Here is a 25352-nt window from a genome sequence, read left to right on the forward strand (position 1 = left end):
TAGGAGAGACCATGAAGGTTTATTACGACAAAGACTGTGACCTGAGCCTGATCAAAGGCAAAACTGTAGCCATCATTGGTTACGGTTCCCAAGGACATGCCCATGCACAAAATTTGAATGACAGCGGCGTCAAAGTCGTTGTTGGCTTGCGCAAAGGTGGCGCTTCATGGGACAAAGTTGGCAAAGCCGGCTTGACCGTGATGGAAGTCAACGATGCAGTCAAAGCCGCTGACGTGGTGATGATCTTGTTGCCTGACGAGCAAATCGGCGAGGTCTACACCAACAACGTTGCTCCCAACATCAAACAAGGTGCTTCGCTGGCATTTGCCCACGGCTTTAACGTCCACTACAACCAAGTGATGCCACGTGCTGACTTGGATGTTTGGATGGTGGCTCCAAAGGCGCCCGGCCACACCGTGCGTAATACCTACACACAAGGTGGCGGTGTTCCGCATTTGGTGGCTGTGCATCAAGACAAAAGCGGAAAAGCCCGTGATTTGGCTTTGAGCTACGCCATGGCTAACGGTGGTGGCAAGGCCGGCATCATTGAGACCAACTTCAAAGAAGAAACCGAAACTGACTTGTTTGGTGAGCAAGCCGTGTTGTGCGGTGGTGCGGTTGAGTTGTTGAAGATGGGTTTTGAGACTTTGGTTGAAGCTGGCTATGCGCCTGAGATGGCCTACTTTGAGTGCTTGCACGAATTGAAGTTGATCGTTGATTTGATTTATGAGGGCGGTATCGCCAACATGAACTACTCCATCTCGAACAACGCCGAATTCGGTGAGTACGTGACGGGCCCTGAAGTGATCAACGAAGAGTCACGCAAAGCCATGCGTCACGCTTTGAAGCGCATTCAAAACGGTGACTATGCCAAGATGTTCATTCAAGAAGGCCGCTTGAACTATCCAAGCATGACCGCACGCCGCCGCAACACAGCCGACCATCAAATCGAGGTGGTCGGTAGCCAACTGCGCGCCATGATGCCTTGGATCGCCAAGAACAAGCTGGTCGATCAGACCCGCAACTGATCTTTTCGTTCCTCAACAACAAAGGCCACCTCGGTGGCCTTTGTTGTTCTTGCTGGGCAGTGCCAGCCTTTACACTCAACGTCTACTTTTCGGAGCCAGACCTATGTCGGACTTACACGATCACGCAGAGGAATACGTGCCTCGCAAACCCAGTAAGGGCATTTATGTGTTGCCCAATCTATTCACGTTAGCCGCCTTGTTTGGTGGTTTCTATGCCATCGTGATGGCGATGAATAACCATTTTGAAATGGCTGCCATCGGTGTTTTTTGTGCCATGGTGCTCGACAGCTTGGATGGTCGGGTGGCGCGCATGACCAATACACAGAGCGCGTTTGGCGAACAAATGGACTCGTTGGCAGACATGGTTTCATTTGGCGCGGCACCCGCATTGATTTCTTACGAATGGGCCCTCAAAGGGGTAGGCCGTTGGGGGTGGGTGGCCGCGTTTGTCTACATTTCATGCGCCGCGTTGCGCCTGGCACGCTTCAATGTCAACACAGCCGTTGTTGATCGTCGCTTTTTCCAGGGTTTGCCATCACCTGCTGCCGCTGCGCTGGTGATGGGCTTCATATGGTTAATGAACGACATGGGATATCAGGGGGCTGACGTGGTGTGGCCTATGTTTGTGATGTGTTTGTATTCCGGCTTGACCATGGTCACGAACGTGCCCTTTTACAGCTTCAAAGATGTTCAGATGAAGCGTAGTGTTCCGTTTGCAGTGATTGTGTTGTTGGCGCTGGTCATCGCCGTGATCAATATCCATCCGCCGATAGTGTTGTTCGCATTGTTCATGTTGTACGGTTTGAGTGGTTACGCCTTGTACGCATGGCGTCGTACCAAGGGCTTGCAAACCAGCGTCATCAGCACATCCACCGACGAGCCTGATGAGCAAGGTCTGCACAAGTGACAGGGTCGCGACTGAACAATTCTTTTTTGTGCTAAATTCAATACATGCAAAATTTTTCGCTGGCCCTACGACTGCTAACCCCCAACGGGCGGAGTTGGTAGCGCACGCGCGAACCCAAACAAGGCCCGTATGCACCTGCAGCGGGCCTTTTGCTTTGGGGTCGAGACACACGTTGTAGGTTTTCTGAGATTCAAGGAGTTCTGACCATGGCTGACAAGCTCATCATTTTTGACACCACTTTGCGTGACGGCGAGCAATCGCCTGGCGCTTCTATGACGCGTGACGAAAAGCTGCGCATCGCACGTCAGTTGGAACGTCTGAAAGTCGATGTCATCGAAGCAGGGTTTGCAGCCAGCTCGAACGGTGATTTTGAAGCTGTGCAAGCCATTGCCAACGCGATCAAAGACTCAACCATTTGCTCTTTGTCCCGCGCCAATGACCGAGACATCAGTCGTGCTGCTGAAGCTCTCAAAGGAGCCAACAGTGCACGCATTCATACATTCATTGCAACCTCGCCGTTGCACATGGAAAAGAAGCTGCGCATGTCACCCGAGCAAGTCCTTGAACAAGCCAAGCAAGCTGTGCGTTTTGCCCGTAATTTGGTGGGAGATATTGAGTTCAGTCCCGAAGACGGCTATCGCAGTGAGATGGACTTTTTGTGTCGTGTGATTGAAACCGTCATTGCAGAAGGGGCAACTACCATCAACGTGCCAGACACCGTGGGGTATGCCGTGCCTGAGTTGTATGGAAACTTCATCAAGACCTTGCGTGAGCGTGTACCCAACAGCGACAAAGCCATCTGGTCTGTCCATTGTCACAATGACTTGGGAATGGCCGTGGCAAACTCTTTGGCTGGCGTAAAAATTGGCGGTGCACGCCAAGTGGAATGCACGATCAATGGCTTGGGTGAGCGCGCTGGCAATTGTTCATTGGAAGAAGTTGTCATGGCTGTTAAAACACGCAAGGACTACTTCAACTTGGAGTTGGGCATTGACACACGTCAAATTGTTGCAGCCAGCCGTATGGTGAGCCAAACCACGGGCTTTGTAGTGCAACCTAACAAGGCCGTGGTTGGAGCCAATGCCTTTGCGCACGCTTCAGGCATTCATCAAGATGGCGTGCTCAAAGCCCGTGACACTTACGAAATCATGCGAGCGGAAGATGTAGGCTGGAGTGCCAACAAAATTGTTTTGGGCAAACTCAGTGGTCGCAATGCTTTCAAGCAGCGCCTGCAAGAGTTGGGTGTAGAGATGCAAAGTGAAAGTGAAATAAACACCGCGTTTGCCAAATTCAAAGAACTTGCTGATCGTAAAAGTGAAATCTTTGACGAAGACATCCTGGCATTGGTCAGTGAAGAGAGTGTTCACAACGACAAGGAGCAGTTTGCGTTTGTATCGTTGTCACAACACAGCGAAACCGGTGAACGACCACAAGCCAGTGTGGTTTTCACTGTGGGCGGTAAAGAGGTACGCGGTGAGTCTGACGGTAACGGCCCGGTCGATGCGTCACTCAAAGCAATTGAATCCCATGTCAAAAGTGGTGCCGAGATGGTGCTCTATTCCGTGAACGCCATCAGCGGCTCCACGGAGAGCCAAGGCGAGGTGACCGTGCGCCTGCAAAACAGTGGTCGCGTGGTCAACGGCGTTGGTTCTGATCCTGACATTGTGGTGGCTTCTGCCAAAGCTTATTTGGCCGCGTTGAACAAGCTGCAAAGCAAGGCTGACCGGGTGGCTGCGCAAGGTTGATTCAACGACGAGTACCTTTACTGGTTTGATCAAAAAAATCACGCAAGTCTTTGATCTTGCGTGATTTTTTATTTTTGGTAAACTGATAGCTACTTTGCATTTCAAGAACAAGGAACGACACTTGAAACAACTGCTCATCGCCACATCTTTCAGTTTTTTAGGAGCTTTGTTTGCTGTTTCGGCCCAGGCTGCAACACCGAATAAAACCAAAGCAGAAAAGTCCAAGCCGGCAGTTGTCAAGGTGCACATGCGTCGCAAGGCCGAGAAGGTCATTGCTGCAAAACCTTCGTTTGGTCAAATAGCAGGCCTGCATGCCACATCTGATCATTTGGATTTGAAATCTAGCGTGGCGTACGTCATTGACCAAGATACCCAAGAAGTTCTCTTGAGCAAAAACGACCAGGCTGTCTTGCCTATTGCATCCATTACCAAGTTGATGACAGGCGTGCTGATCAGCGAAGCCAAGCTGCCTTTAGATGAATCCATCACCATCACACAAGATGATGTTGACACGGAGAAGGGCAGTAGTTCACGCCTGCGCGTCGGAACCACATTGACACGCGGCGAGTTATTGCACCTCGCGTTGATGGCCAGTGAAAACCGTGCGGCACATGCTCTGGGCCGTACCTATCCAGGTGGGTTGTCTGTTTTTGTCAATTTGATGAACGCCAAGGCAGCCCAGCTAGGAATGCGTGATACCCGTTATGTCGAGCCCACAGGATTGTCCAGTCACAATCAGTCAAGCGCGAAAGACTTGGCAACATTGGTTGGCTCCGCGTACAACGACCCGATGCTGCGTGAACTCTCCACCTCCCCAAGCTATCAAGTTGAGGTTGGTAATCACACCTTGCAGTACAGAACGACCAATCGTTTGGTGAAAAATCCTAACTGGGATATCGGCTTACAAAAAACAGGTTATATCTCCGAAGCAGGCCAATGTTTGGTGATGCAAGCCAAAGTGGCCGGACGCAAGCTCATCATGGTGTTCTTGGACTCTGCGGGCAAACTGAGCCGTATTGCCGATGCGGAGCGCGTACGCAAATGGGTTGAAATCAACCATGCAGGTCGCCCACAAACCTGATACTGATTCAACCGTTACTCAAAAGCCGGCAGTACTGCTGGCTTTTTTACTTTCAAGCATGGCTGTCTTTGTAGCCCAGTGCGTATGAAATGGCCTGAGTGGTCATTTGTAGTTTGGGTAACCAGGTTTCATCCAGACGATCTGCCGGAGCAGAGATGGACAGGCCTGCCACCAATTTGCCTTGATCGTCGTAAATGCCAGAGGCCATGCAACGCACGCCCAACTCCAGTTCCTCGTTATCACGTGCCACTCCGTATTGACGCACTTTAGACAGTTCGCGCTCCAGTACGGGTAATTGCGTGATGCTGTTGCGGGTCTGACCACTCAAGCCCGTGCGCGTGGAGTACGCGCGCACGCGCTGCGGATCATCCATGGCTAAAAAAAGCTTGCCCACAGAGGTCAGGTGCAGTGGTGCACGTCCACCGATGGCTCTGACCACCTGCATTCCAGAACGTTCGCTGAACGCGCGTTCAACATAAACGATTTCATCGCCCTGTCGCACACTCAAATTGACCGGTTGCTGAATAAGCTTGTGCAGTTCTCGCATGGGTTGTACGGCCGCGTCTCGTACATTTAGGCGGTCCTTGACTAAATTACCCAATTCCAGCAACCGCATGCCCAGTCGATAATTTCCTGCTTCAGGCCTGTCCACAAAGCGTCCAACAGCCAGATCGTTCAAGATCCGATGAGTTGTCGATGGGTGTAAGCCCGTTCGTTCGCTGATTTCTTTGAGCGAGATGGCTTCTTCTCGTGATGCCAAGACATCAATGAGTGAAAAAATTCGCTCAATAACTTGAATGTTTGGCGTTGCAGGAACACTGGATTTACGCATCCGGTTATCTTACCTTGTGAAATCAGCAGTCTGTCCAATCACCCGCGATCAGACACTGATGCGGTTTGAAATTGGCTTTGTAGCGCATCTTGGGGCTGTCTTCTATCCAATAACCTAAGTAGGCGTAACGCAGTCCCAATTGGCGCACCTGTTCAATTTGCCACATCACGTTGTAAGTCCCATAACTGGCGCCTGCTTGTGGGTCGTAGAAGGTGTAGACAGCAGATAAGCCATCGTCAAGCAAATCCAGCACAGACACCATTCTGAGCTCACCCAACGTTTCATTTCCACTGGGCTCGCGAAACTCGACCAAGCGTGAATTGACACGGCTTTGCAAAAGAAACTGGGTGAATTGATCCACGTTATCTTGGTCCATGCCACCGCCTGCATGCCGCTGTGCTTGGTAACGTTGGTACAAAGCGTAGTGCTCTGGGATGTAGCCTAGGTTGAGGATGCGAGCTTCCAAATGTTCGTGTTGACGCCAAGCTCTGCGCTGGCTTCGGGTGGGGACATAGTCTTGTGCTTTGACACGCAAAGGCACGCATGCACGACAGCTGTCGCAATAAGGTCGGTAGGTGAACAAACCACTGCGGCGAAACCCTTGCTTGACCAAGTCCGAATAAACATCACTTTGGATCAAATGACTCGGCGTTGCGACTTGAGAGCGCGCAAATCGATTGGGTAAGTAACTGCAAGGGTAGGGCGCCGTGGCATAAAACTGCAACGCTTGAAAGGGTAAGTCTTGGAGGTGTGTCAATCGAGACCTCGTGGCAGCATCACTGTGTTCCAGTATATCGACCGATATTGCCACGCCATTGGGGGGGCTTCGCGCGCTTGAATCACGTCGTGAATGAATTGTTTGCGTGAGATCTCACGCGCGCCCAACGATCCCAAATGCTTGGTATTTTGCTGACAGTCAATCCAATGTGCGCCTTGGGCACGGGCAAACGCAACCAGAGCAGCCAAAGCGACTTTGGATGCATTGGGTTGCAAAGCGAACATGGACTCGCCAAAAATGCAACGTCCGATCGAGACGCAATACAAACCGCCGATCAACTCATCGTTAACCCAAGTCTCTACGCTGTGTGCAAATCCTGCTTTGTGCAGCGCTTCATAAGCTTGCACCATGTCATCCACAATCCATGTGCCGTTTTGACCCGGTCTTACTGCATTGGCGCAGTGGCGTATCACGCGAGAAAATGCGGTGTCGAACTTGACGTTGCAGCAGGGGTCTTGAATAAAAGCTTGCAGCGTTTTACGCATGGATCTGTGTAACTTGAAAGCTTCCACTTGGAGCACCATGCGAGGGTCAGGTGACCACCACAGCACAGGTTGTGTTTCGTTGAACCATGGAAACATGCCCTGGCTGTAGGCCTCATGAAGACGTGCGACAGACAAACCACCTCCCGCAGCAACCAACCCGGCAAGCCCTGAATCTGCTTTCAAGGCTGTATCTGCAGCAGGCAAGGGGGTTTCAGCTTCCAGCCAGGGAATCAATGGTCTATTGCGGTTCATGGGGACATTTTGAATCAAGCGATTTGAAAGCATTTTTAACCATATAGGGTCATATTTTTACGAAACATAGCCCCTTGTGTTTCATCTGCTTTGTTATCTTGGAAAACCATAGGCCAGTTGCAAATTCAACTCCCTACAATGACAAGCTTTGTGCCATCCAGCGATGGGCAACATGCTTTCAGAATCCGGAGTTTCTTATGCAACTGATGTGGGTGTCAGGGCCCACCGCCGCGGTGCGGACCATTTCTATCACCACCCGTAAGGTGATGGTTGGTGCATGTGTGTCTGCATTTTTCTTGGTGTCTTTTGGCGTTTTATTGCATTTCATTGGTTTTCGAATTGCCATTGAATTTAGCCCCAGTTTGGCCAGAAGTTTGGGTGGTGTTACCACAGAGGCTGAGCAACAACGTGTTGAGTCGGTCTATAGGGAGCGACTTGAAAAAATGCGCCAAAACCTGAGCGCCACGGTTCAAGAAATTAGGCAGCTTGAAACACTCAAAAATCGTTTCATGGATATCGCAACCCCCATCAACCTGCGCGACAAGATGGGGAAAAAAGAAGATGCACGTGGTGGCCCCTGGGTAGCGCCGCGCTTGCAAAGCAACAGCTCCAATGTTTTGAGTCAGGACCTGAGTGTTGCAGTCGATGAGTTTTCGCAGACCCAGATAGCGGTGAAAAATCTGAGTCAAAGTTGGGCGACACAACTTAATTGGCTGCATGCGCTGCCCACCGGTGTGCCGGTTGACAAAGATTTTCGCGTGACCAGTGGATTTGGTATTCGCAATGATCCTTTCACAGGTCAGTTGGCCATGCATGAGGGGCTGGATTTTGTGGCCGCAATGGGCGCCCCCGTGCTGTCCACAGCCGCAGGCACCGTCACACGCTCGGCCTGGGACGCTTCTTATGGCAATGTGGTAGAGGTCAGTCACATTGAAGGCTTCATCACCCGTTATGCTCATCTGAGCAAACGTATGGCGCAGGAAGGTCAACAAGTTCGCCGTGGTGAGGTTTTAGGGCAACTCGGTAGCACAGGGCGTTCTACAGGACCACATCTGCACTACGAAATCATGCGTCATGACCGGGTCATGAACCCAACGCAAATGCTGATTCAAATCAACGCCCAATGAGTCGCGCACCGTCAAAAAGGTCCAGCATGTTTGAAAAACTCAAAGACAAATCGTTGTCACCTTCCCAGGAGCGCTTTGACACCATCATTGGACGCACGACACAGATTTATGGTCGCTTGGTCTTGCTCGACAGCGTGCGCATCGATGGCAAAGTTGTGGGCAATATCGAAACCACGAAAGACAACAAAGTCACCGTTGCAATAGGTCTGACGGGCGAGGTTTCGGGCGACATCACGGCACACCGTGTCATGGTCGCTGGGCGCGTCGAAGGCAATATTTACGCCGCAGAGCGTGTTGAGTTCCACAAAGAGTCTGTCGTACAAGGTGATATTTCTTATGGCTCGATCGCTGTGGAACACGGTGCACGTTTGTTGGGATTGGTGATTCAAAATCCCAGCAGCGCTGCAGCAGCCAACAGCAACACCGATGCAAAAAATGTGATTCGCAAGGCCCAGGAATCAAGTGGCTGATGCGGTGTCAGGAGAGGATCGTTCCATCGACGAGTTAAGTTTGAATGGGTGTTTAACAAGCAAATATGAAACGATTTTTTGCGACATCGCTAGCGATTCTTTTGCTATGGACCCGTTTGGGGCATGCGCAAGACTGGCCGAACAAACCGATCAAATTGATCGTGCCTTTTCCTGCTGGTGGACCGACCGATATGGTCGGACGTGAGGCCGCCAACATCTTGCGTGACGAGTTGAAACAACCTGTTGTGGTGGAGAACCGTCCTGGCGGTAATGGGGGTCACGGGCCACGGCGTCTTGGCTAAAGCTGCGCCTGATGGTTACACGATAGGTCTGATGGTCATCACAGTCGCCATTGCCCCGCATGTGGGCGAAGTGCCCTTTGACACCTTCAAAGACTTCACACCCATCACCAACTTTGTGTCGATGACGCCGATCTTGATCGCGAATAAAGACACACCTTTCAATCATTTGTCTGATGTGGTCAGAGCCGCCAAGTCCCAGCCTGCTAAATATGCTTACGGAACGCCAGGACTCGCCACGGTGCCGCATTTGGCCGCTGAACTGTTGCAGCAACAAGCGGGCATATCGTTTCTTCACGTGCCGTACAAAGGTGCGACGCAACAAATTCAAGACTTGATCGGTGGCTCGACACAGCTTGACTTTCAAAGCTCTCTGGTCGTTGCCTTGCCGCAAATTAAAGCCGGAAAAGTCAAACCAATTGCGGTTTTTTCCGCCAAACGATCTGCTCAATTGCCCGATGTCCCGACTGTTGCAGAGTCGGGCTATCCCCAGCTCGTGGTCCAGCCTTGGTTTGGCATCGGTGCGCCTGCAGGTGTGCCGCCGGCAATCGTTCAAAAACTGCACGCCACTTTGGTGAAGGGCATGAACCAACCCGAGGTGTTGGAGCGTTTTGCCAGCATCGGTGCGACGGTCCAGCCTAGCGTCACACCGACAGATTTTGGCAACTTCATTCGCAAAGAACATGAACGTTGGGGCAAGGTCATTCGAGATGCCAACATTCGCACTGAATAAATAGAGCTAAATATTTGATCACCCACCTGCTCATCCGTGAGTCTAAAAAAACTAGGAGACATGTCATGCAATTCACCCTCAAAGCTTCGCTGCTCAGTGCCATCACGTTGGCTCTTGTTGCCAGCGTGGCCACTGTGTCAGCGCAGAGTTTTCCCACCAAACCGGTTCGTGCCGTCGTGCCATTTTCTGCAGGTAGTGGTCCTGATTCTGTGGTCCGCATGGTGGGCGAAAAACTCAACCGTGAATTGGGCCAGCAGTTGGTGGTGGACAACAAGCCAGGTGCCAATGGTTGGTTGACGATTGGCGAGGTCAAACGCACCCCCGCCGATGGCTACAACCTGATGTTGGTGGATGCCACGCATATGTCCTTGCAGCAGCATCTCTACAAACAAATGCCATTTGATCCAGTGAAAGACTTTGATCTTGTGGCGCCTCTCTACACCACCAATTTTTTCATTGTGGTCAGCGCCAATTCACCCTGGAAAAGCGTGAGTGATTTGATTGCTGCGGCAAAAGCCAAAGACAACGAAATCACGTATGGCAGCTGGGGCATCGGTAGCGTGGCCCATGTGGGCACCGCCATGCTGGAGAGCGCCACGGGCACCCAAATGCGCCACATTCCATTCAAAGAGTTGCCACAGCTCTACACCGCAGTCTCGACAGGTGAAGTGGACTGGGCTTTTGGCACGGCAGCTTCAGCTGGACCGCTGTACAAAGCCAAAAAAGTGAAGTTCTTGGCCTATGCGGGTACCAAGCGTTTGGCGGGTTACACCGATGTGCCAACCGTGGGTGAGGCAGGTGGCCCCAATAATTTTGAATTGAACACCTGGGTCGCTTTTTATGCACCCAAAGGCGTGCCCAAAGCAACCGTGGATCGCCTCTACAGCAGCACCCAAAAAGCCATGGCGGAGCCGGATGTGAAGGAGCGTTTGAACGCCGTAGGATTTGAGCCTTGGATGGTCGCACCCGCTGACGCCACCAAAGTGGCAGAAGCAGACCGACTGCGTTTTGCCGAAGTGGTCAAGAAGGCCAAAATTTCCGTGGATTGAGTTCAGAAAAATCTTGAATCAATCCAAGCCCCTGCGCCGATGCAGGAGCTTTTTTTATGGGCTCCACGCCGCCATCACATGGCCGAAATAGCGTCCACCATCAATTTGATGGAGATGATGAACAAACCAATTTGAATCAATCGGAAGAACCAGGCATCGGCGATCTTTTTAGTGAGGTAGGCACCCAAGACCGTACCAATCAACGCCATGGGAATCAGAAACATGGCACTCATCAGATCTTCCATCGTGTAGGGGCGCAGCTGCTGATAAGGCAAAATTTTTGCCGCATTGATGACTGCAAATACCAACGTGGCAGTCCCTGCGAACTCGGCCTTGGGCAGGCGCTGAGGCAGCATGTAGACCTGGAATGGTGGTGCACCTGCATGCGAGATGAAACTCGTGAAGCCCGCCAACGATCCCCAGAACAAACCTTTGCCCACATGAGCGGGCTGTGTGGCTTGGTTGGCTTGTTTTCTCAGCCATGTGTTCAAACAAAAGCCAATACCTATCACCCCCAACAGCAGTTTGATGGCGATATCGGAGATGTAAGACGCCGTGAGCCAGCCAATGACCACGCCCAGCACACCGGCCGGAATCAAAATCTTGAGGTTGGGCAGGCTGAAATTTTTACGGTACAGCCAAACGCCCACCACGTCAGAGATTACATAGATGGGCAGCAACAGCACCGCTGCCTTCATGGGGGAAATGACCAATGAGAGGATAGGCACCGCCAGCATGCCAATGGAGGGTAGGCCACCTTTGGATAGACCAATCAACAACGCCCCCAAATTGGTGATTAAAAAAAACTCATCAATGATCATGTGGGCCTTTGTTGAAAGTGCCTTACAACAAAAAAAGCCCCTGCGTCTCAGGGGCTTCAGTGCGTACGGCGTGACGTGCTGGAGTTCTAATTTTAGTCAAACGCCCGGCAGGGTGTGTCTTCTTGGTGCCACGCAGGTCGCTTCGATCACAATGCAGCAAAGGACTCGCGCATGACTGACACACCAAGCTCCTTGCCAACGCCCAAGCCAACACCAGGCGCGTTGAGCATGCTCTTACCCTTTCTGCGGCCCTATCGGCTGCGCCTCACCCTGGCTGGACTCTTCTTGCTGCTGGCAGCAGGCACTACCTTGGCGTTTCCCTGGGCACTTCGAATGCTGATTGATCAAGGCTTGGCTAGCCCTGATGCCAGCGATCAACTGGTCGTCCACTTTGTTGAACTCTTTTTGGTGGCGGCTGCTTTGGCTGTGTTTTCAGCCTTGCGGTTTTACTTCGTCACATGGCTGGGCGAACGTGTGACCGCAGACATTCGCAATGCGGTGTATGCGCACGTGCTCAGACAAAGTCCATCTTTCTTTGAAACGACCCAGACGGGGGAAGTCCTGTCTCGATTGACCAATGACACCACCTTGATTCAAACCGTGGTGGGATCGTCCTTGTCGATGGGGCTGCGTAACCTCATCATGGGTCTAGGCGCTTTGGCCATGTTGATTTGGACCAATCCGTTCTTGATGCTGCAAGTGCTGGCCGTGCTGGTGTTGGTGGTGTGGCCCAGCGTGATGTTGGGGCGTCGTGTCAGACGTTTGTCACGTGCCAGCCAAGACCGCGTGGCCGATGCCAGCGCCATCGCATCTGAAGTGCTCAATGCCATTCCTGTGGTGCAAAGCTACAACGCCCAAGCCAAAGAAACCCAGCGGTTCAAGATGTCCACGCAGCAAGCGGTAGGCACCGCACTCAAGCGTGCCAAAGCCCGTTCTTTGCTGGTTGGCTTCATCATCTTGACCACCAGCGCGGCCTTGTTGTGGGGGCTCTACCAAGGCACGTTGGCGGTTCAACACGGCACCACCACTGCTGGCGAGCTGGGGCAGACCGTGGTGTACGTGATTTTGTTGGCCAGTGCCTTTGCCGTGTTGGGTGAGGTGTACGGTGACCTGCTCAGAGCGGCAGGTGCTGCTGAACGTTTGATGGAGTTGCTCCATGCTGAATCTGACTTGTTGTTACCACGGCATCCTCAGCATCCGGCATGGCCCGCAGCAGGGTCGTCGGTCGTCTTGCATGCGGTCACATTCCGTTACCCATCGAGGCCTGAGCTGCCTGCCGTGAAAGACTTTGCGGCACAGGTTGATGCGGGACAAACCGTGGCAATTGTTGGCCCCAGTGGTGCGGGAAAAAGCACCATCTTCAACTTGCTGTTGCGTTTTCATGACCCTGACCAAGGCGAAATTTTGCTTGACGGTGTTGCGTTGCCCAAGATGGACTTGCATGATTTGCGCCAACGCATCGGCATCGTCCCGCAAGATGCCGTGATCTTCTCTGGGACTGCATACGACAACATTCTGTATGGTCAGCCCGATGCATCACGCGAACAGGTGTTGGCTGCAGCGAAGGCTGCATTTGCTGATGAATTCATTGAAAAGTTGCCACAAGGCTATGACACCTTTTTGGGCGAGCGAGGTGTTCGTCTGTCGGGCGGGCAGCGTCAGCGTATCTCCATCGCGCGCGCCATTTTGAAAAATCCGCCTTTGTTGCTGTTGGATGAAGCCACCAGCGCTTTAGACACACACAGCGAGCGCATGGTGCAAGCGGCGCTGAGCATGGCGATGAAAGGGCGCACTACCCTCGTGATTGCCCACCGCTTGTCCACCGTCCAGCGTGCCGATGTGATTTGGGTCATGGAGCATGGTGCGTTGGTAGAGGTTGGAAACCACGCGCAACTGCTGGAGCGCGCTGGCTTGTATGCCAATTTGGCAGCATTGCAATTTGGCAATTGAATGAAAAAAAGCCCCGGTCCTAAGACAGGGGCTTTGATTTTTCTGGCGGAGCAGGCGGGATTCGAACCCGCGGTGGGCTATTAACCCACACACGCTTTCCAGGCGTGCGACTTAAACCACTCATCCACCGCTCCGAAGCTCGGCATTGTAGCAGTGGGCGAGTACACTTCGCCGCTGTTGTTTTGTCAAAGTCCGTACTGCCCGGGGTCCCGCATGAAATTTCGCTTTCCCATCGTCATCATCGACGAGGATTTTCGTTCCGAGAACACCTCGGGTTTGGGTATCCGTGCCTTGGCCGAAGCCATTGAAGGCGAGGGCTACGAGGTCATGGGGGCCACCAGCTATGGCGACCTGAGCCAGTTCGCGCAACAACAGTCGCGTGCCAGTGCCTTCATTTTGTCGATTGACGACGAAGAATTCACACCGGGTCCCGACTTAGATCCTGCCGTGCTCAATTTGCGCAACTTCATTGAAGAAGTTCGGCGCAAAAACGCCGATGTGCCGATCTATGTGTACGGTGAAACCAAAACCTCGCGTCACTTGCCCAACGACATCTTGCGCGAATTGCATGGCTTCATCCACATGTTCGAAGACACGCCTGAATTTGTGGCGCGCCACATCATCCGTGAAGCCAAGAGCTATTTGGAGAGCGTGCAACCCCCGTTCTTCAAAGCCTTGCTCGACTATGCAGAAGACGGCTCTTACTCTTGGCACTGTCCAGGCCACTCGGGTGGCGTGGCCTTTTTGAAGAGCCCCGTCGGCCAGATGTACCACCAGTTCTATGGTGAAAACATGTTGCGTGCCGACGTGTGCAACGCGGTGGAAGAGTTGGGTCAATTGCTCGACCACAACGGCGCCATTGGTGAGAGCGAGCGCAACGCGGCGCGTATCTTCAACGCAGACCATTGCTTCTTTGTCACCAACGGCACCAGCACCTCCAACAAAATCGTCTGGCACCACACCGTGGCTCCTGGTGATGTGGTGGTGGTGGATCGCAACTGTCACAAGTCGGTGCTGCACGCCATCATCATGACCGGTGCCGTGCCCGTGTTCTTGAAGCCCACACGCAACCACTACGGCATCATTGGACCCATCCCCAAAAGTGAGTTTGAACCTGCTGCCATTCAAGCCAAGATCAAAGCCAACCCTTTGCTCAAAGGCGTGGACGCCAAAAAGGTCAAACCCCGTGTGTTGACCCTCACGCAGTCCACCTACGACGGCGTGCTCTACAACACCGAGACCATCAAGAAAATGCTTGACGGCTATGTGGCCAATCTGCACTTTGACGAAGCTTGGTTGCCGCATGCTGCCTTCAACCCGTTCTACGGCACCTACCACGCCATGGGCAAAAAGCGTGAACGTCCCATGCACTCGGTGGTGTATGCCACGCAGTCCATCCACAAGTTGCTGGCGGGTATCAGCCAGGCCAGTCATGTGCTGGTGCAAGACTCGCAAAAGACCAAGTTGGACCGTCACCTGTTCAACGAAGCCTATTTGATGCACACCAGTACCAGTCCGCAGTACAGCATCATTGCTAGCTGTGACGTGGCGGCGGCCATGATGGAGCCACCCGGCGGCACCGCCTTGGTGGAAGAAAGCATCGCCGAAGCTCTGGATTTCCGCCGTGCCATGCGCAAAGTCGACGAAGAGTACGGCAAAGACTGGTGGTTCAAAGTCTGGGGCCCCGATGAGCTGGTGGACGACGGCATTGGCCGCGCTGAGAGCTGGATCATCAAAGGCACGGGCAAGTCGTCCAAATGGCACGGCTTTGGCAAATTGGCTGACGGCTTCAACATGCTTGACCCCATCAAGGCCACCATCGTGACGCCAGGGTTAGACCTGAACGGCAAGTTTGACAAGAGCGGTATTCCCGCCAGCATCGTCACCAAGTTTTTGGCAGAGCACGGTGTGATCGTTGAAAAGACGGGCCTGTACAGCTTCTTCATCATGTTCACCATCGGCATCACCAAGGGCCGTTGGAACTCTTTGTTGACAGCGTTGCAGCAGTTCAAAGATGACTACGACCGCAATCAGCCCATGTGGCGTATCCTGCCCGAGTTCTGTCAAAAGCACCGTGCGTATGAACGCATGGGCTTGCGTGACTTGTGCCAGCACGTCCACACCTTGTATGCCAAGTACGACATTGCACGGTTAACCACAGACATGTATTTGTCGGACTTGACCCCGGCCATGAAACCCAGTGACGCGTACGCACAAATTGCGCACCGCAACACCGAGCGCGTGCCCGTGGATGAGTTGCTGGGGCGCATCACGACCAGCTTGGTCACGCCTTATCCTCCCGGTATTCCTTTGCTCATTCCGGGTGAGGTGTTCAATAAGAAAATCGTGGACTATCTCAAGTTTGCACGCGAATTCAACTTGCAATGCCCTGGCTTTGAAACCGACATCCATGGCTTGGTCGAAGAGGTCGCTCCAGACGGCAAGAGGTCTTACTTTGCCGACTGTGTGAAGCAATAAAAAAGAGCGCCTCGGCGCTCTTTTTTGTGATCTGAGGTGCTGGATTTATTCGCCAGTAGGTTCGGCAATACCGCCCACCACTTGGCTGAAGCCCCCGTCCACATAGGTGATTTCAGCCGTCATACCGGCAGCCAGGTCGCTCATCAAAAATGCCGCCACATTGCCCACATCGTCAATCGTCACGTTGCGACGAATGGGGGAAGCCTCGGCGACCACACTCAAAATTTTGCCGAAGCCCTTGATGCCGCTGGCTGCCAAGGTTTTGATGGGACCTGCGCTGATGCCGTTGGCGCGCAAGCCACGACCTTTGGCACCCAAAGACTCAGCCAGATATCGCACCGAAGCTTCCAGCGAAGCTTTGGCTAAACCCATGGTGTTGTAGTTGGGGACCGTGCGAATCGCACCTAGGTAGCTCAAGGTCAACACGGCTGCGTTGTCGTTGAGGTAGGGCAGGGCTGCTTTGGCCATGGCAGGGAAACTGTAGGCGCTGATGTCGTGTGCGATTTTGAAACCTTCGCGGCTCAGGCCGTCCAAGAAATCTCCCGCGATGGCTTCGCGCGGTGCGTAACCGATGCTGTGCACAAAGCCATCAAAGGTGGGCCAATGGGTCGACAGGTCTTTGAATAACTGATCAATTTGGGCGTCATCGCCTACGTCGCAATCAAAAATCAACTTCGAGTCAAAGTCTGCGGCAAATTCGGTGATGCGGTCTTTGAAGCGCTCGCCTACATAGCTAAAAGCCAACTCAGCACCTTGGCGATGACAGGCTTTGGCGATGCCATAAGCGATGGAACGGTTGGACAACACGCCGGTGATGAGTAGTTTTTTACCAGCGAGAAAACCTGTGTGTGCAGTCATGAATGGAGCTCCGAAAAAATCTTGCAGAATTGTCGCATGCGAGGTTTGCTGTATTTGTTGCTTTTATGGGCTTGTGTGCCGTCCTGGGCCGGGCATGCCTACGCACAATTTGGCGATGTCAAATACCCCGGCACCTTTCATCACTTTGACTATGTCAACCCCGACGCGCCCAAGGGTGGGGAGCTGGTGTTGGTCTCGCCCACACGGTTGTCAAGCTTTGACAAATACAACCCGTTCACACTCAAAGGCAATGCTGCGCCTGGTTTGTCAGGCTTGGTGTTTGAAACGCTGCTGACCGGCACCCTGGATGAGCCCACCACCGCCTATGGTTTGCTGGCAGAAGATGTCAGCGTGTCGAGTGACAAACGCTCCGTCACCTTTCGCTTGCGCGCTCAGGCGCGCTTCAACAACGGTGACCCTGTGTTGGCCAGTGACGTGAAGTACTCATTTGACAAGCTCACCAGCAAAGAAGCCGCACCACAATTTCGAACCTTGTACGCAGAAGTCATCGGCGCCAAAGTGATCGATCTCAGCACGGTGCGCTTTGACTTTGCACGCGCCAATCCTGAGTTGCCTTTGATCGTTGGCAACTTGCCTGTGTTCAGTCAGAAATGGGGCATGAAAGAAGGTGTGTCTCAACCGCTGGACAAAATCGTCACAGATCTGCCGATTGGCAGTGGTCCTTACAAAATCGGGCGCGTGGTGTTTGGCCGCGACATCAGCTATGACCGAGATCCACACTATTGGGCGCGCGATGTGAACGTACGGCGTGGGCTGTTCAATTTTGATCGCATCACCTACCGACTCTACAAAGACAACACGGCTCAGTTGGAAGGTTTCAAGGCCGGAGAGTTTGATTTCATCCAGTCGTTTGTGGCACGCGAATGGGCGCGCGCGTACACAGGCAAATCTTTCAACAGCGGTCAGCTCATCAAGCGCGAACTCAAACACGGCAATGCCGGTGACTTTCAGGGCTTTCTGTTCAATACCCGCTTGCCCAAATTCCAAGATGTGCGTGTCCGCGAAGCGATTGGGTTGGCCATGGACTTTGAGTGGATGAATCGCCAACTGTTCTACAACGCTTACCAGCGCGTGCGCGGCTACTTTGTGGCCAGTGATTTCGAAGCCACGGGCTTACCTGACGCCGCCGAGTTGGCTTTGCTCACGCCTTTGCGTGCACAGCTTGCACCTGAGGTGTTCAGTGCACCTGTGCCGATGCCGCCACGCACCGAAATCGACCCTGCGTCGGGCCAGTCTTTGCGAGACCATTTGCGCCAAGCCAAAGCGTTGTTGGCGCAGGCTGGGTGGACCTACCGAGAGGGTGCTTTGCGCAATGCGCAAGGTGAGCCGTTTACCTTGGAGTTTTTGGACAATTCCGGTGCGATGGGGCGTGTGGTCACACCGTTTGCCAAAAACTTGGAGAAGCTGGGCTTTGTGGTGAATTACAAAGTCATCGACTTTGCGGTCTTGCAAAAGCGTTTGGACGTGTTTGATTTTGAAATCATCAGCAACCGCAATGTGGGCAGTGAATCGCCGGGGACCGAACTGATGGAACGCTTTGGCTCCAAAGCAGCAGGCACTGAGGGCTCTGGCAATTTCATGGGCATCCAGGATTCCGCCGTAGACGCTTTGCTCGAGAAGGTGATTTCATCCAAGACCAGGCCACAACTCATCACGGCTGTGCGTGCCCTAGACCGCGTGTTGCGCCACGGTCATTACGCTGTTCCCCATTGGTATGGCGGTGTGCATCGTGTGGCCTGGCGCAATGGGCGCTTCGAACAACCTGCGGTCACCCCTCGTTATTACCAGCCCGAGGCTTGGGCTGTGTCTACCTGGTGGGCCACGCGTGATAACCAAGCCACATTAGCGGCTGAAACAAGAGGACAACCCTGACATGCTCAGCTACATCCTCAAACGTTTATTGCTCATGGTGCCTACTTTGTTTGGTGTGTTGCTGATGACGTTTGCCGTCATCCAATTCGTCCCTGGTGGACCGGTGGAGCAAATGGTGTCTCAGCTGCAAGGTCGTGACAGCGGAGGCGAGGGCGCTGCTGCCAGTGGCGCTGGATACCGAGGGCGTCAGGGCGTTGACGCGGCACGGATTCAAGAAATCAAACAGCTCTATGGCTTTGACAAACCAGCCCCTGAGCGCTTTTGGCAAATGTTGCAACAGTTTGCGCGTTTTGATTTGGGTAAAAGTTTTTTCTATCCCAAAGATGTGTGGGATCTGGTGCGTGAAAAGCTGCCGGTCTCCATCAGCTTGGGACTGTGGACCTTCTTTTTGAGTTACCTCATCTCGGTTCCCTTGGGCATTGCCAAAGCCGTGCGCGCGGGCTCTCACTTTGACATGCTCACCAGTTTGCTTGTGCTGACGGGCTATGCCATTCCAGGCTTTGTGCTTGGGGTCGCCTTGCTGGTCGTGTTCGGCGGTCAATTGCAGTGGTTTCCACTGCGAGGCTTGACCTCGGCCAACTGGGAGCAACTCCATTGGGGGGCGCGCATCGTGGACTACCTCTGGCACATCGTGTTGCCTGTCACCTCCAGCGTGTTGGGCGCGTTTGCTGTCACCACCATGCTGACAAAAAACGCTTTTCTGGAAGAAATTCGCAAGCAATACGTCCTGACTGCACGTGCCAAAGGCCTGTCCGAGCGTCGCGTGTTGTGGCGCCATGTGTTTCGTAATGCTTTGATCCCCTTGGTCACGGGTTTTCCGGCGGCTTTCATTGGCGCTTTTTTCACTGGATCGTTGTTGATCGAGACCTTGTTCTCGCTCGATGGTTTGGGCCTGTTGAGCTACGAGAGCGTGATGCGTCGTGATTACCCCGTGGTGCTGGGGACTTTGTATCTGTTCACATTGATTGGCTTGTTCACCAAGCTCATCAGTGATCTTTGTTATGTCTGGGTGGACCCACGTGTCAAATTCGACTAACACCCCTCAATCACCCAGCCAACGTGCTTGGCAACGCTTTCGCCGCAACCGTTTGGGTTTTTACAGCCTGTGTTTGTTCGTCTTCATCTTCGTGTTGAGCCTCTTTGCCGAGCTGTTGTCGAACGACAAACCATTGATCGCGCGCTACCAAGGCCGCTGGTATGCCCCCATCGTTCAAACCTTGCCAGAAACCACGTTTGGCGGTGATTTTTCCACCCCGACCGATTTTTTAGACCCCTTCATCCAAAGGCAATTTGCGCAACCTGGCAACTGGGCACTGTACCCACCCAACCCTTACCACCACAGCACCCTGAACTACTTTGCGAAAGAGCCCAATCCTGCTGCACCGTCGCGTGACAACTGGCTGGGCACGGATGACCGTGGCCGCGACGTGGTGGCGCGCTTGCTGTACGGCTTTCGCATCTCGGTGTTGTTTGCCTTGGCGTTGACCTTGTTTGGCACGGTGCTCGGGGTGTTGACAGGGGCCTTGCAAGGCTTCTTTGGGGGCAAAACAGACTTGGCCATGCAACGCTTCATCGAAATCTGGAGTGCCATGCCGGAGCTGTATTTGCTCATCATCTTCTCGGCCGTGTTTGACCCCAGCATCACCTTGCTGTTGGTCTTGCTGGGGCTGTTTGGTTGGATGGGCTTGTCGGACTATGTGCGAGCTGAGTTCTTGCGCAATCGCCAGCTCGACTATGTGCGTGCGGCGCGTGCCCTGGGGTTGTCCAATCGCCAAATCATCTGGCGTCACGTGCTGCCCAACAGCTTGACACCGGTGGTGACTTTTTTGCCATTTCGCATGAGTGCGGCCATCTTGGCGCTGACCTCGCTTGACTTTTTGGGTTTGGGCGTTCCTCCGGGCACACCCAGCCTGGGTGAGCTGTTGGCCCAAGGCAAGAACAACATCGATGCGTGGTGGATTTCGCTCTCCACCTTTGCCGTGTTGGTGGTGACCTTGATGTTGTTGACCTTCATGGGCGATGGTTTGCGCGATGCGCTCGACCCCAGAAAGGCCGAGCGATGAGACTGCCCTTGCTTCAAGTACGCGATTTGCACATTGCATTCGGTGCCACCGAGGTGGTGCACGGCATCAGCTTCAACATCGAACATGGCGAGAAGTTGGCCCTGGTCGGGGAGTCCGGGTCTGGCAAAAGCCTCACGGCGCTCAGTCTGGTTCGTCTGGTGGAAGGTGCGGCCTTGTCTGGGCGCTGCTTGTGGACACCGCAAGATGCGGCAAGCTTGGCAGCCGTGTCTACGGACGAGATTCAAACCCGTGACTTGTTGAAACTCAAAGCACGTGAACTCGAAGCCATTCGCGGCCAAGACATTGCTTTCGTGTTTCAAGAGCCCATGACCGCCTTGAATCCGTTGTTCACGGTCGGCGATCAAATTGCCGAAGTGCTGCAACTCAAGCGCGGCATGTTGCGTGATGAGGCCTGGTTTGAGGTGATTCGCCTGCTCTCAGACACTGGCATTTCAGAGCCTCAGCGACGTGCGCACAACTACCCGCATCAGCTCTCAGGTGGGCAACGCCAGCGCGTCATGATTGCCATGGCCTTGGCGTGTCGTCCGCGTCTATTGGTGGCCGACGAACCCACCACGGCGCTGGACGTGTCATTGCGTGGCCAGATTTTGGATCTGCTCGATAGTTTGCAACAGCGCTACGGCATGTCGGTCTTGCTGATCACCCACGATTTGCAAGCCGTACGACGTTTTGCTGACCGCGTCTTGATCATGGAAAAAGGACAGGTGGTGGAGTCAGGGCAGGTGTCGGAGGTTCTCGAACGTCCCCAACACCCTTACACGCAACGCCTGATCGACAGCCACGCACCACGGGACGTGTTGGCTGCACGTGACGATGCGCCTGTGTGCATGCAAGCAAACAACTTGCGCGTGACCTACCCGGTGACCCGTGGTGGCTGGCGAGGTTGGCTGGGGCGCGGCGAGTTTGTGGCGGTTCATGGCCTTGATTTTGTGCTGCGTGCTGGCCAAACCTTGGGCGTGATGGGCGAGTCTGGTTCGGGCAAATCCAGCTTGGCGTTGGCTGCCTTAGGGCTGTTGCCTAGCGAAGGCACGCTGACCATTGACGGTCAGGCATGGTCAGGGCGTGCTCGTCAAGATTTGGCCTTGCGACGCAAAGTTCAAGTGGTATTTCAAGACCCGTTCTCGTCTTTGTCTCCACGCATGAATGTGCAGGAGCTGGTGTCCGAGGGCCTGCGCTTGCACAACCCACAACTCGATGAGCTGGGCTGTTTGCGCCGCCTGCTCATCACCCTGGCTGCCGTGGGTTTGACCGAGTCAGAGTTTCCGGGCTTGTTGCAACGCTATCCCCATGAGTTCTCAGGCGGCCAGCGCCAGCGCTTGGCCATCGCGCGAGCTCTGGTGGTCGATCCTGAGGTGCTGGTGTTGGACGAGCCGACCAGTGCCTTGGATGTGGCCATTCAAAAACAAGTGCTTGAGTTGCTGCAACGTTTACAGCGCGAACGTGGATTGAGCTATTTGCTCATCACGCACGACGTGACCGTGGTGCGCGCCATGGCTCATCAGGTGCTGGTCATGCAAGGCGGGCAAGTGGTGGAGTCTGGCACGGTCGACGCGGTATTGGATCAGCCTCAACATGCCTACACACGCTTGTTGGTGGCGGCTGCGCGTTAGCGCAGCGGTGGCACAGGCAACAAAGCGCCCTCTAAAGTGCCGCTTTTGACCAGTTCGTTGTAGAGCAGCGCTTGATAGCGGCGGTTGAAATATGGCGTGGTCGAGTGATAAGCGGCAACACCAAACCATGTGTTGCCATACTTGGCGATGTTTTTTTTCAAATGCCAAGCAGCCACATAACTTGCGACGCATGCATCCAACAAATGTTCGGGCGCTACACCATGCTTGGCAAGTTCAGGAAAATTGCTTGAGTTCATGCCCCCCATACCCACGTCAAGGGTGCCGTTGGTGTTGCGCGTCACGGTACCTGGATTCAAACGAGTTTCCACCCGCAAAATGGCACGCAACACATCATGGTTCACTTGGTGAAACTGTGCGGCAGGAACAATGCAGCGTTCTTGTTCGGTGCTGAACGCCCGTGGTGCCTGTGGCGCTTGGCCATGGGCGAGATCCATGACCCACAGCAGCAAGATCCATGTGATCAGGCGAGCAAGCGATAACGGGGAATGCGTGCGCATGGTGTGGGGGCAAAGCGGCGGGCAGGCCTCTGGATTGAATGCTAATGGATGCATTGTCCATGAGCCCGATGGTTTTTATCCACGTCCGGCGATCAGAGGCGTTTGGGCGCCTCGCTTGCATTGGGATTGTGTGTTGGCGGTTCTTTTCTAACAATCTCTTTGCAAATCAAGCATTTAGACGTTACAATGAGCGCTTCACGACCAAACGGGCGGGTAATTACCGCCCGTTTTTTTTGGTCGATTGTTTTTTGATTCTTTGAACTTAGGGCTTTTGTCGACGTGGCTTTGCAGCAAATAGTAGAACAAACTGTGACAGGTTTAGGTTACGACTTGGTAGAGATTGAACGCTCTGCCGGGGGGCTGTTGCGCATCACGATTGACTTGCCTTGGACGCCAGAGACGCCAGTTCAATTTGTCAACGTCGAGGATTGCGAGCGCGTGACCCGTCAGTTGCAGTTTGCACTGGAAGTGGATGGGGTGGAGTACCAGCGCTTGGAAGTGTCCTCACCGGGCATTGATCGGCCTTTGCGCCACCAGGCGGACTTTGAGCGCTTTGTCGGCGAAGAAGTTGACCTCACGCTCAAAGCACCTATGGGCGTTGCTGCTGCCGGTCAGGTGGCAGCCAATCGCAAAAAATTCCGTGGCACCTTGGAGCGTACGGACGACGGCCTTGGCTGGCAAATCACTTGGCGTGACGCGCCCAAAGCCAAGCCCGGTCAAAAGATCAGTCAAAAAAGAGCCGAGACCCCGCTGCATGCGTTGGGTTTCACGTTGGACGAGTTGCGTGAAGCACGTCTGGCACCGATTGTGGATTTCAAGGGCAAAAAGCCCCGTTGAACTTTGGTCTTGAGAAGGAGTAGTCGTCATGAACCGCGAAATGTTGATGTTGGTTGAAGCCATCTCGCGCGAGAAAAACGTCGAGCGCGATGTGGTGTTTGGTGCAGTTGAATCTGCATTGGCACAAGCCACCAAAAAGCTCTACGAGGGTGAGGTGGACATTCGTGTGGCCATGGACCGCGACACGGGCGATTACGAAACTTTCCGCCGCTGGTTGGTGGTGCCTGACGCTGCCGGTTTGCAAAACCCAGAAGCCGAAGAACTGCTGATGGATGCACGCGAGCGTGTGCCTGATGCGGAGGAGGGTGAGTACATCGAAGAGTCGATCGAGTCCTTGCCCATTGGCCGCATTGGCGCCATGGCGGCCAAGCAAGTTATTTTGCAAAAGATCCGCGATGCAGAGCGCGAGATGCTGCTCAACGACTTCATGTCACGTGGCGACAAAATCTTTGTCGGTGCCGTCAAGCGCATGGACAAGGGCGACATCATTGTTGAATCCGGCCGTGTCGAAGGCCGCTTGCGTCGCAGCGAGATGATCCCCAAAGAAAACCTGCGCAATGGCGACCGCGTACGCGCCATGATCATGGATGTGGACCTGACTTTGCGTGGCGCACCCATCATCTTGTCGCGCTCGGCACCTGAATTCATGGTGGAGCTGTTCCGCCAAGAAGTGCCTGAAATTGAGCAAGGCTTGCTCGAAATCAAATCGTGCGCCCGCGACCCTGGCTCGCGCGCCAAAATCGCTGTGGTGTCACACGACAAACGTGTGGACCCCATCGGCACTTGCGTTGGCGTGCGCGGCACCCGCGTGAATGCGGTCACCACCGAGCTCGCTGGCGAGCGCGTGGACATCGTGTTGTGGAGTGAGGATCCTGCACAGTTTGTGATCGGTGCCTTGGCCCCTGCCAACGTCAGCTCCATTGTGGTGGACGAAGAAAAGCACGCCATGGACGTGGTGGTGGACGAAGAAAACCTAGCCATCGCGATTGGCCGTGGCGGTCAAAACGTGCGCCTGGCCTCTGACCTGACCGGTTGGAAGATCAACATCATGGACGCTGCCGAGTCGGCACAAAAACAAGCCGACGAAACACATGGCATGCGTGCCTTGTTCATGGCCAAGTTGGACGTGGACCAAGAGGTGGCTGACATCCTGATTGAAGAGGGCTTCACCAGCTTGGAAGAGGTGGCTTATGTGCCTCTGCAAGAGATGCTCGAAATCGAGAGCTTCGATGAAGACACCGTCAATGAGCTGCGCGCACGTGCTAAAGATGCGTTGCTCACCATGGAAATTGCACGCGAAGAGAGCGTCGAAGAAGTCTCGCAAGATCTGCGCGACTTGGAGGGTTTGAACGTTGACCTCATTGCCAAGTTGGCAGAGGGCGGTGTTCACACCCGTGACGATTTGGCCGATTTGGCCGTAGACGAGCTCACAGCCATCACCGGCCAAAGCGAAGAAGAGGCCAAAGCCCTGATCTTGAAGGCACGCGAACATTGGTTCGCGGGTCAAGAGTAACGGT

23 protein-coding genes and 1 tRNA gene are annotated in these 25352 nt (G+C 53.9%); 17 read left to right on the forward strand and 7 right to left on the reverse strand.

Annotated features, from left to right (window positions below):
* Positions 1-11: 11 nt before the first annotated feature.
* The 4 genes from ilvC (at position 12) to B9Z41_RS02620 (ending at position 4761) form a co-directional block, all read left to right on the forward strand.
* On the forward strand, positions 12-1028 hold the full coding sequence (gene ilvC, locus B9Z41_RS02605) for a ketol-acid reductoisomerase (RefSeq protein WP_100144676.1): 1017 nt from the start codon (positions 12-14) through the stop codon (positions 1026-1028).
* Between the two features lie 103 nt (positions 1029-1131).
* A complete protein-coding gene (gene pssA, locus B9Z41_RS02610; protein WP_100144678.1) occupies positions 1132-1935 on the forward strand; it encodes a CDP-diacylglycerol--serine O-phosphatidyltransferase in 804 nt (267 codons plus the stop codon).
* 206 nt (positions 1936-2141) lie between these two features.
* Positions 2142-3680, forward strand: coding sequence for a 2-isopropylmalate synthase (locus B9Z41_RS02615; RefSeq protein ID WP_100144680.1), 1539 nt, complete (start codon positions 2142-2144; stop codon positions 3678-3680).
* Positions 3681-3801: 121 nt separating this feature from the next.
* Entirely contained in the window at positions 3802-4761 is a 960-nt protein-coding gene (locus B9Z41_RS02620) for a serine hydrolase (RefSeq protein WP_143474137.1), read from the forward strand.
* A 52-nt stretch (positions 4762-4813) separates the two neighbouring features.
* On the opposite strand, the gene B9Z41_RS02625 is transcribed toward B9Z41_RS02620, so the two are convergent.
* The 3 genes from B9Z41_RS02625 to aat are packed head-to-tail and all read right to left on the reverse strand — an operon-like array spanning position 4814 to position 7108.
* Positions 4814-5593 (reverse strand): IclR family transcriptional regulator, encoded by a 780-nt coding sequence (locus tag B9Z41_RS02625; protein WP_100144682.1) that lies wholly within the window; start codon positions 5591-5593, stop codon positions 4814-4816.
* A gap of 22 nt (positions 5594-5615) precedes the next feature.
* On the reverse strand, positions 5616-6350 hold the full coding sequence (locus B9Z41_RS02630) for an arginyltransferase (protein ID WP_100144684.1): 735 nt from the start codon (positions 6348-6350) through the stop codon (positions 5616-5618).
* Positions 6347-7108 (reverse strand): leucyl/phenylalanyl-tRNA--protein transferase, encoded by a 762-nt coding sequence (gene aat / locus B9Z41_RS02635; protein ID WP_100144686.1) that lies wholly within the window; start codon positions 7106-7108, stop codon positions 6347-6349. The genes B9Z41_RS02630 and aat overlap by 4 nt, the downstream gene beginning before the upstream one ends.
* Before the next feature lie 74 nt (positions 7109-7182).
* Here aat and B9Z41_RS02640 point away from each other — a divergent pair, with 74 nt between their 5' ends.
* The 5 genes from B9Z41_RS02640 to B9Z41_RS02660 all read left to right on the forward strand — a co-directional run bounded on the left by B9Z41_RS02640 (position 7183) and on the right by B9Z41_RS02660 (position 10786).
* Positions 7183-8235: a M23 family metallopeptidase gene (locus B9Z41_RS02640; protein WP_146183284.1), complete on the forward strand. Its 1053-nt coding sequence runs from the start codon at positions 7183-7185 to the stop codon at positions 8233-8235.
* Positions 8236-8261: 26 nt separating this feature from the next.
* On the forward strand, positions 8262-8705 hold the full coding sequence (locus B9Z41_RS02645; protein WP_158236123.1) for a polymer-forming cytoskeletal protein: 444 nt from the start codon (positions 8262-8264) through the stop codon (positions 8703-8705).
* A gap of 65 nt (positions 8706-8770) precedes the next feature.
* The gene (locus B9Z41_RS02650) at positions 8771-9007 is read left to right on the forward strand and encodes a hypothetical protein (protein WP_100144692.1); all 237 of its coding nucleotides are present in this window, start codon (positions 8771-8773) and stop codon (positions 9005-9007) included.
* Between the two features lie 31 nt (positions 9008-9038).
* Entirely contained in the window at positions 9039-9737 is a 699-nt protein-coding gene (locus B9Z41_RS02655) for a tripartite tricarboxylate transporter substrate binding protein (protein WP_233202473.1), read from the forward strand.
* A gap of 65 nt (positions 9738-9802) precedes the next feature.
* Positions 9803-10786 (forward strand): tripartite tricarboxylate transporter substrate binding protein, encoded by a 984-nt coding sequence (locus B9Z41_RS02660; RefSeq protein WP_100144696.1) that lies wholly within the window; start codon positions 9803-9805, stop codon positions 10784-10786.
* A gap of 74 nt (positions 10787-10860) precedes the next feature.
* Here the strand turns inward: B9Z41_RS02660 and B9Z41_RS02665 are convergent, their stop codons facing one another.
* Complete coding sequence (locus B9Z41_RS02665; protein WP_100144698.1) at positions 10861-11607, reverse strand: sulfite exporter TauE/SafE family protein; 747 nt, start codon at positions 11605-11607, stop codon at positions 10861-10863.
* Positions 11608-11778: 171 nt separating this feature from the next.
* Here B9Z41_RS02665 and B9Z41_RS02670 point away from each other — a divergent pair, with 171 nt between their 5' ends.
* On the forward strand, positions 11779-13557 hold the full coding sequence (locus tag B9Z41_RS02670) for an ABC transporter transmembrane domain-containing protein (protein WP_100145116.1): 1779 nt from the start codon (positions 11779-11781) through the stop codon (positions 13555-13557).
* A 43-nt stretch (positions 13558-13600) separates the two neighbouring features.
* Here the strand turns inward: B9Z41_RS02670 and B9Z41_RS02675 are convergent.
* Positions 13601-13691: transfer RNA gene (locus B9Z41_RS02675), tRNA-Ser, on the reverse strand.
* 79 nt (positions 13692-13770) lie between these two features.
* Here B9Z41_RS02675 and B9Z41_RS02680 point away from each other — a divergent pair.
* A complete protein-coding gene (locus B9Z41_RS02680) occupies positions 13771-16035 on the forward strand; it encodes an arginine/lysine/ornithine decarboxylase (protein WP_100144700.1) in 2265 nt (754 codons plus the stop codon).
* A 45-nt stretch (positions 16036-16080) separates the two neighbouring features.
* Here B9Z41_RS02680 and fabI read toward each other — a convergent pair whose 3' ends face one another.
* On the reverse strand, positions 16081-16893 hold the full coding sequence (gene fabI / locus B9Z41_RS02685; RefSeq protein ID WP_100144702.1) for an enoyl-ACP reductase FabI: 813 nt from the start codon (positions 16891-16893) through the stop codon (positions 16081-16083).
* Between the two features lie 36 nt (positions 16894-16929).
* Here fabI and B9Z41_RS02690 point away from each other — a divergent pair, with 36 nt between their 5' ends.
* Genes B9Z41_RS02690 through B9Z41_RS02705 form a run of 4 tightly spaced genes read left to right on the forward strand, consistent with a single transcriptional unit; the run spans position 16930 to position 22480 of the window.
* Positions 16930-18786: an extracellular solute-binding protein gene (locus B9Z41_RS02690; RefSeq protein ID WP_100144704.1), complete on the forward strand. Its 1857-nt coding sequence runs from the start codon at positions 16930-16932 to the stop codon at positions 18784-18786.
* Between the two features lies 1 nt (position 18787).
* Positions 18788-19822 carry a microcin C ABC transporter permease YejB gene (locus tag B9Z41_RS02695; RefSeq protein WP_100144706.1) on the forward strand — a complete coding sequence of 345 codons (1035 nt, stop codon included), beginning with the start codon at positions 18788-18790 and terminating at the stop codon, positions 19820-19822.
* The gene (locus B9Z41_RS02700; RefSeq protein WP_100144708.1) at positions 19788-20849 is read left to right on the forward strand and encodes an ABC transporter permease; all 1062 of its coding nucleotides are present in this window, start codon (positions 19788-19790) and stop codon (positions 20847-20849) included. Before B9Z41_RS02695 ends, B9Z41_RS02700 begins: the two co-directional genes overlap by 35 nt.
* Positions 20846-22480 (forward strand): ABC transporter ATP-binding protein, encoded by a 1635-nt coding sequence (locus B9Z41_RS02705; protein WP_100144710.1) that lies wholly within the window; start codon positions 20846-20848, stop codon positions 22478-22480. The genes B9Z41_RS02700 and B9Z41_RS02705 overlap by 4 nt, the downstream gene beginning before the upstream one ends.
* On the opposite strand, the gene B9Z41_RS02710 is transcribed toward B9Z41_RS02705, so the two are convergent.
* Positions 22477-22998: a lytic transglycosylase domain-containing protein gene (locus B9Z41_RS02710; protein WP_158236125.1), complete on the reverse strand. Its 522-nt coding sequence runs from the start codon at positions 22996-22998 to the stop codon at positions 22477-22479. The two genes, B9Z41_RS02705 and B9Z41_RS02710, sit on opposite strands and share 4 nt — an antisense overlap.
* Positions 22999-23277: 279 nt before the next feature.
* Here B9Z41_RS02710 and rimP point away from each other — a divergent pair, with 279 nt between their 5' ends.
* On the forward strand, positions 23278-23835 hold the full coding sequence (gene rimP, locus B9Z41_RS02715; RefSeq protein WP_100144714.1) for a ribosome maturation factor RimP: 558 nt from the start codon (positions 23278-23280) through the stop codon (positions 23833-23835).
* Positions 23836-23863: 28 nt separating this feature from the next.
* A complete protein-coding gene (nusA, locus tag B9Z41_RS02720) occupies positions 23864-25348 on the forward strand; it encodes a transcription termination factor NusA (RefSeq protein ID WP_100144716.1) in 1485 nt (494 codons plus the stop codon).
* Positions 25349-25352 lie beyond the last annotated feature (4 nt).

Source organism: Limnohabitans sp. JirII-31, assembly GCF_002778315.1.
Classification (GTDB): Bacteria; Pseudomonadota; Gammaproteobacteria; order Burkholderiales; family Burkholderiaceae_C; genus Limnohabitans.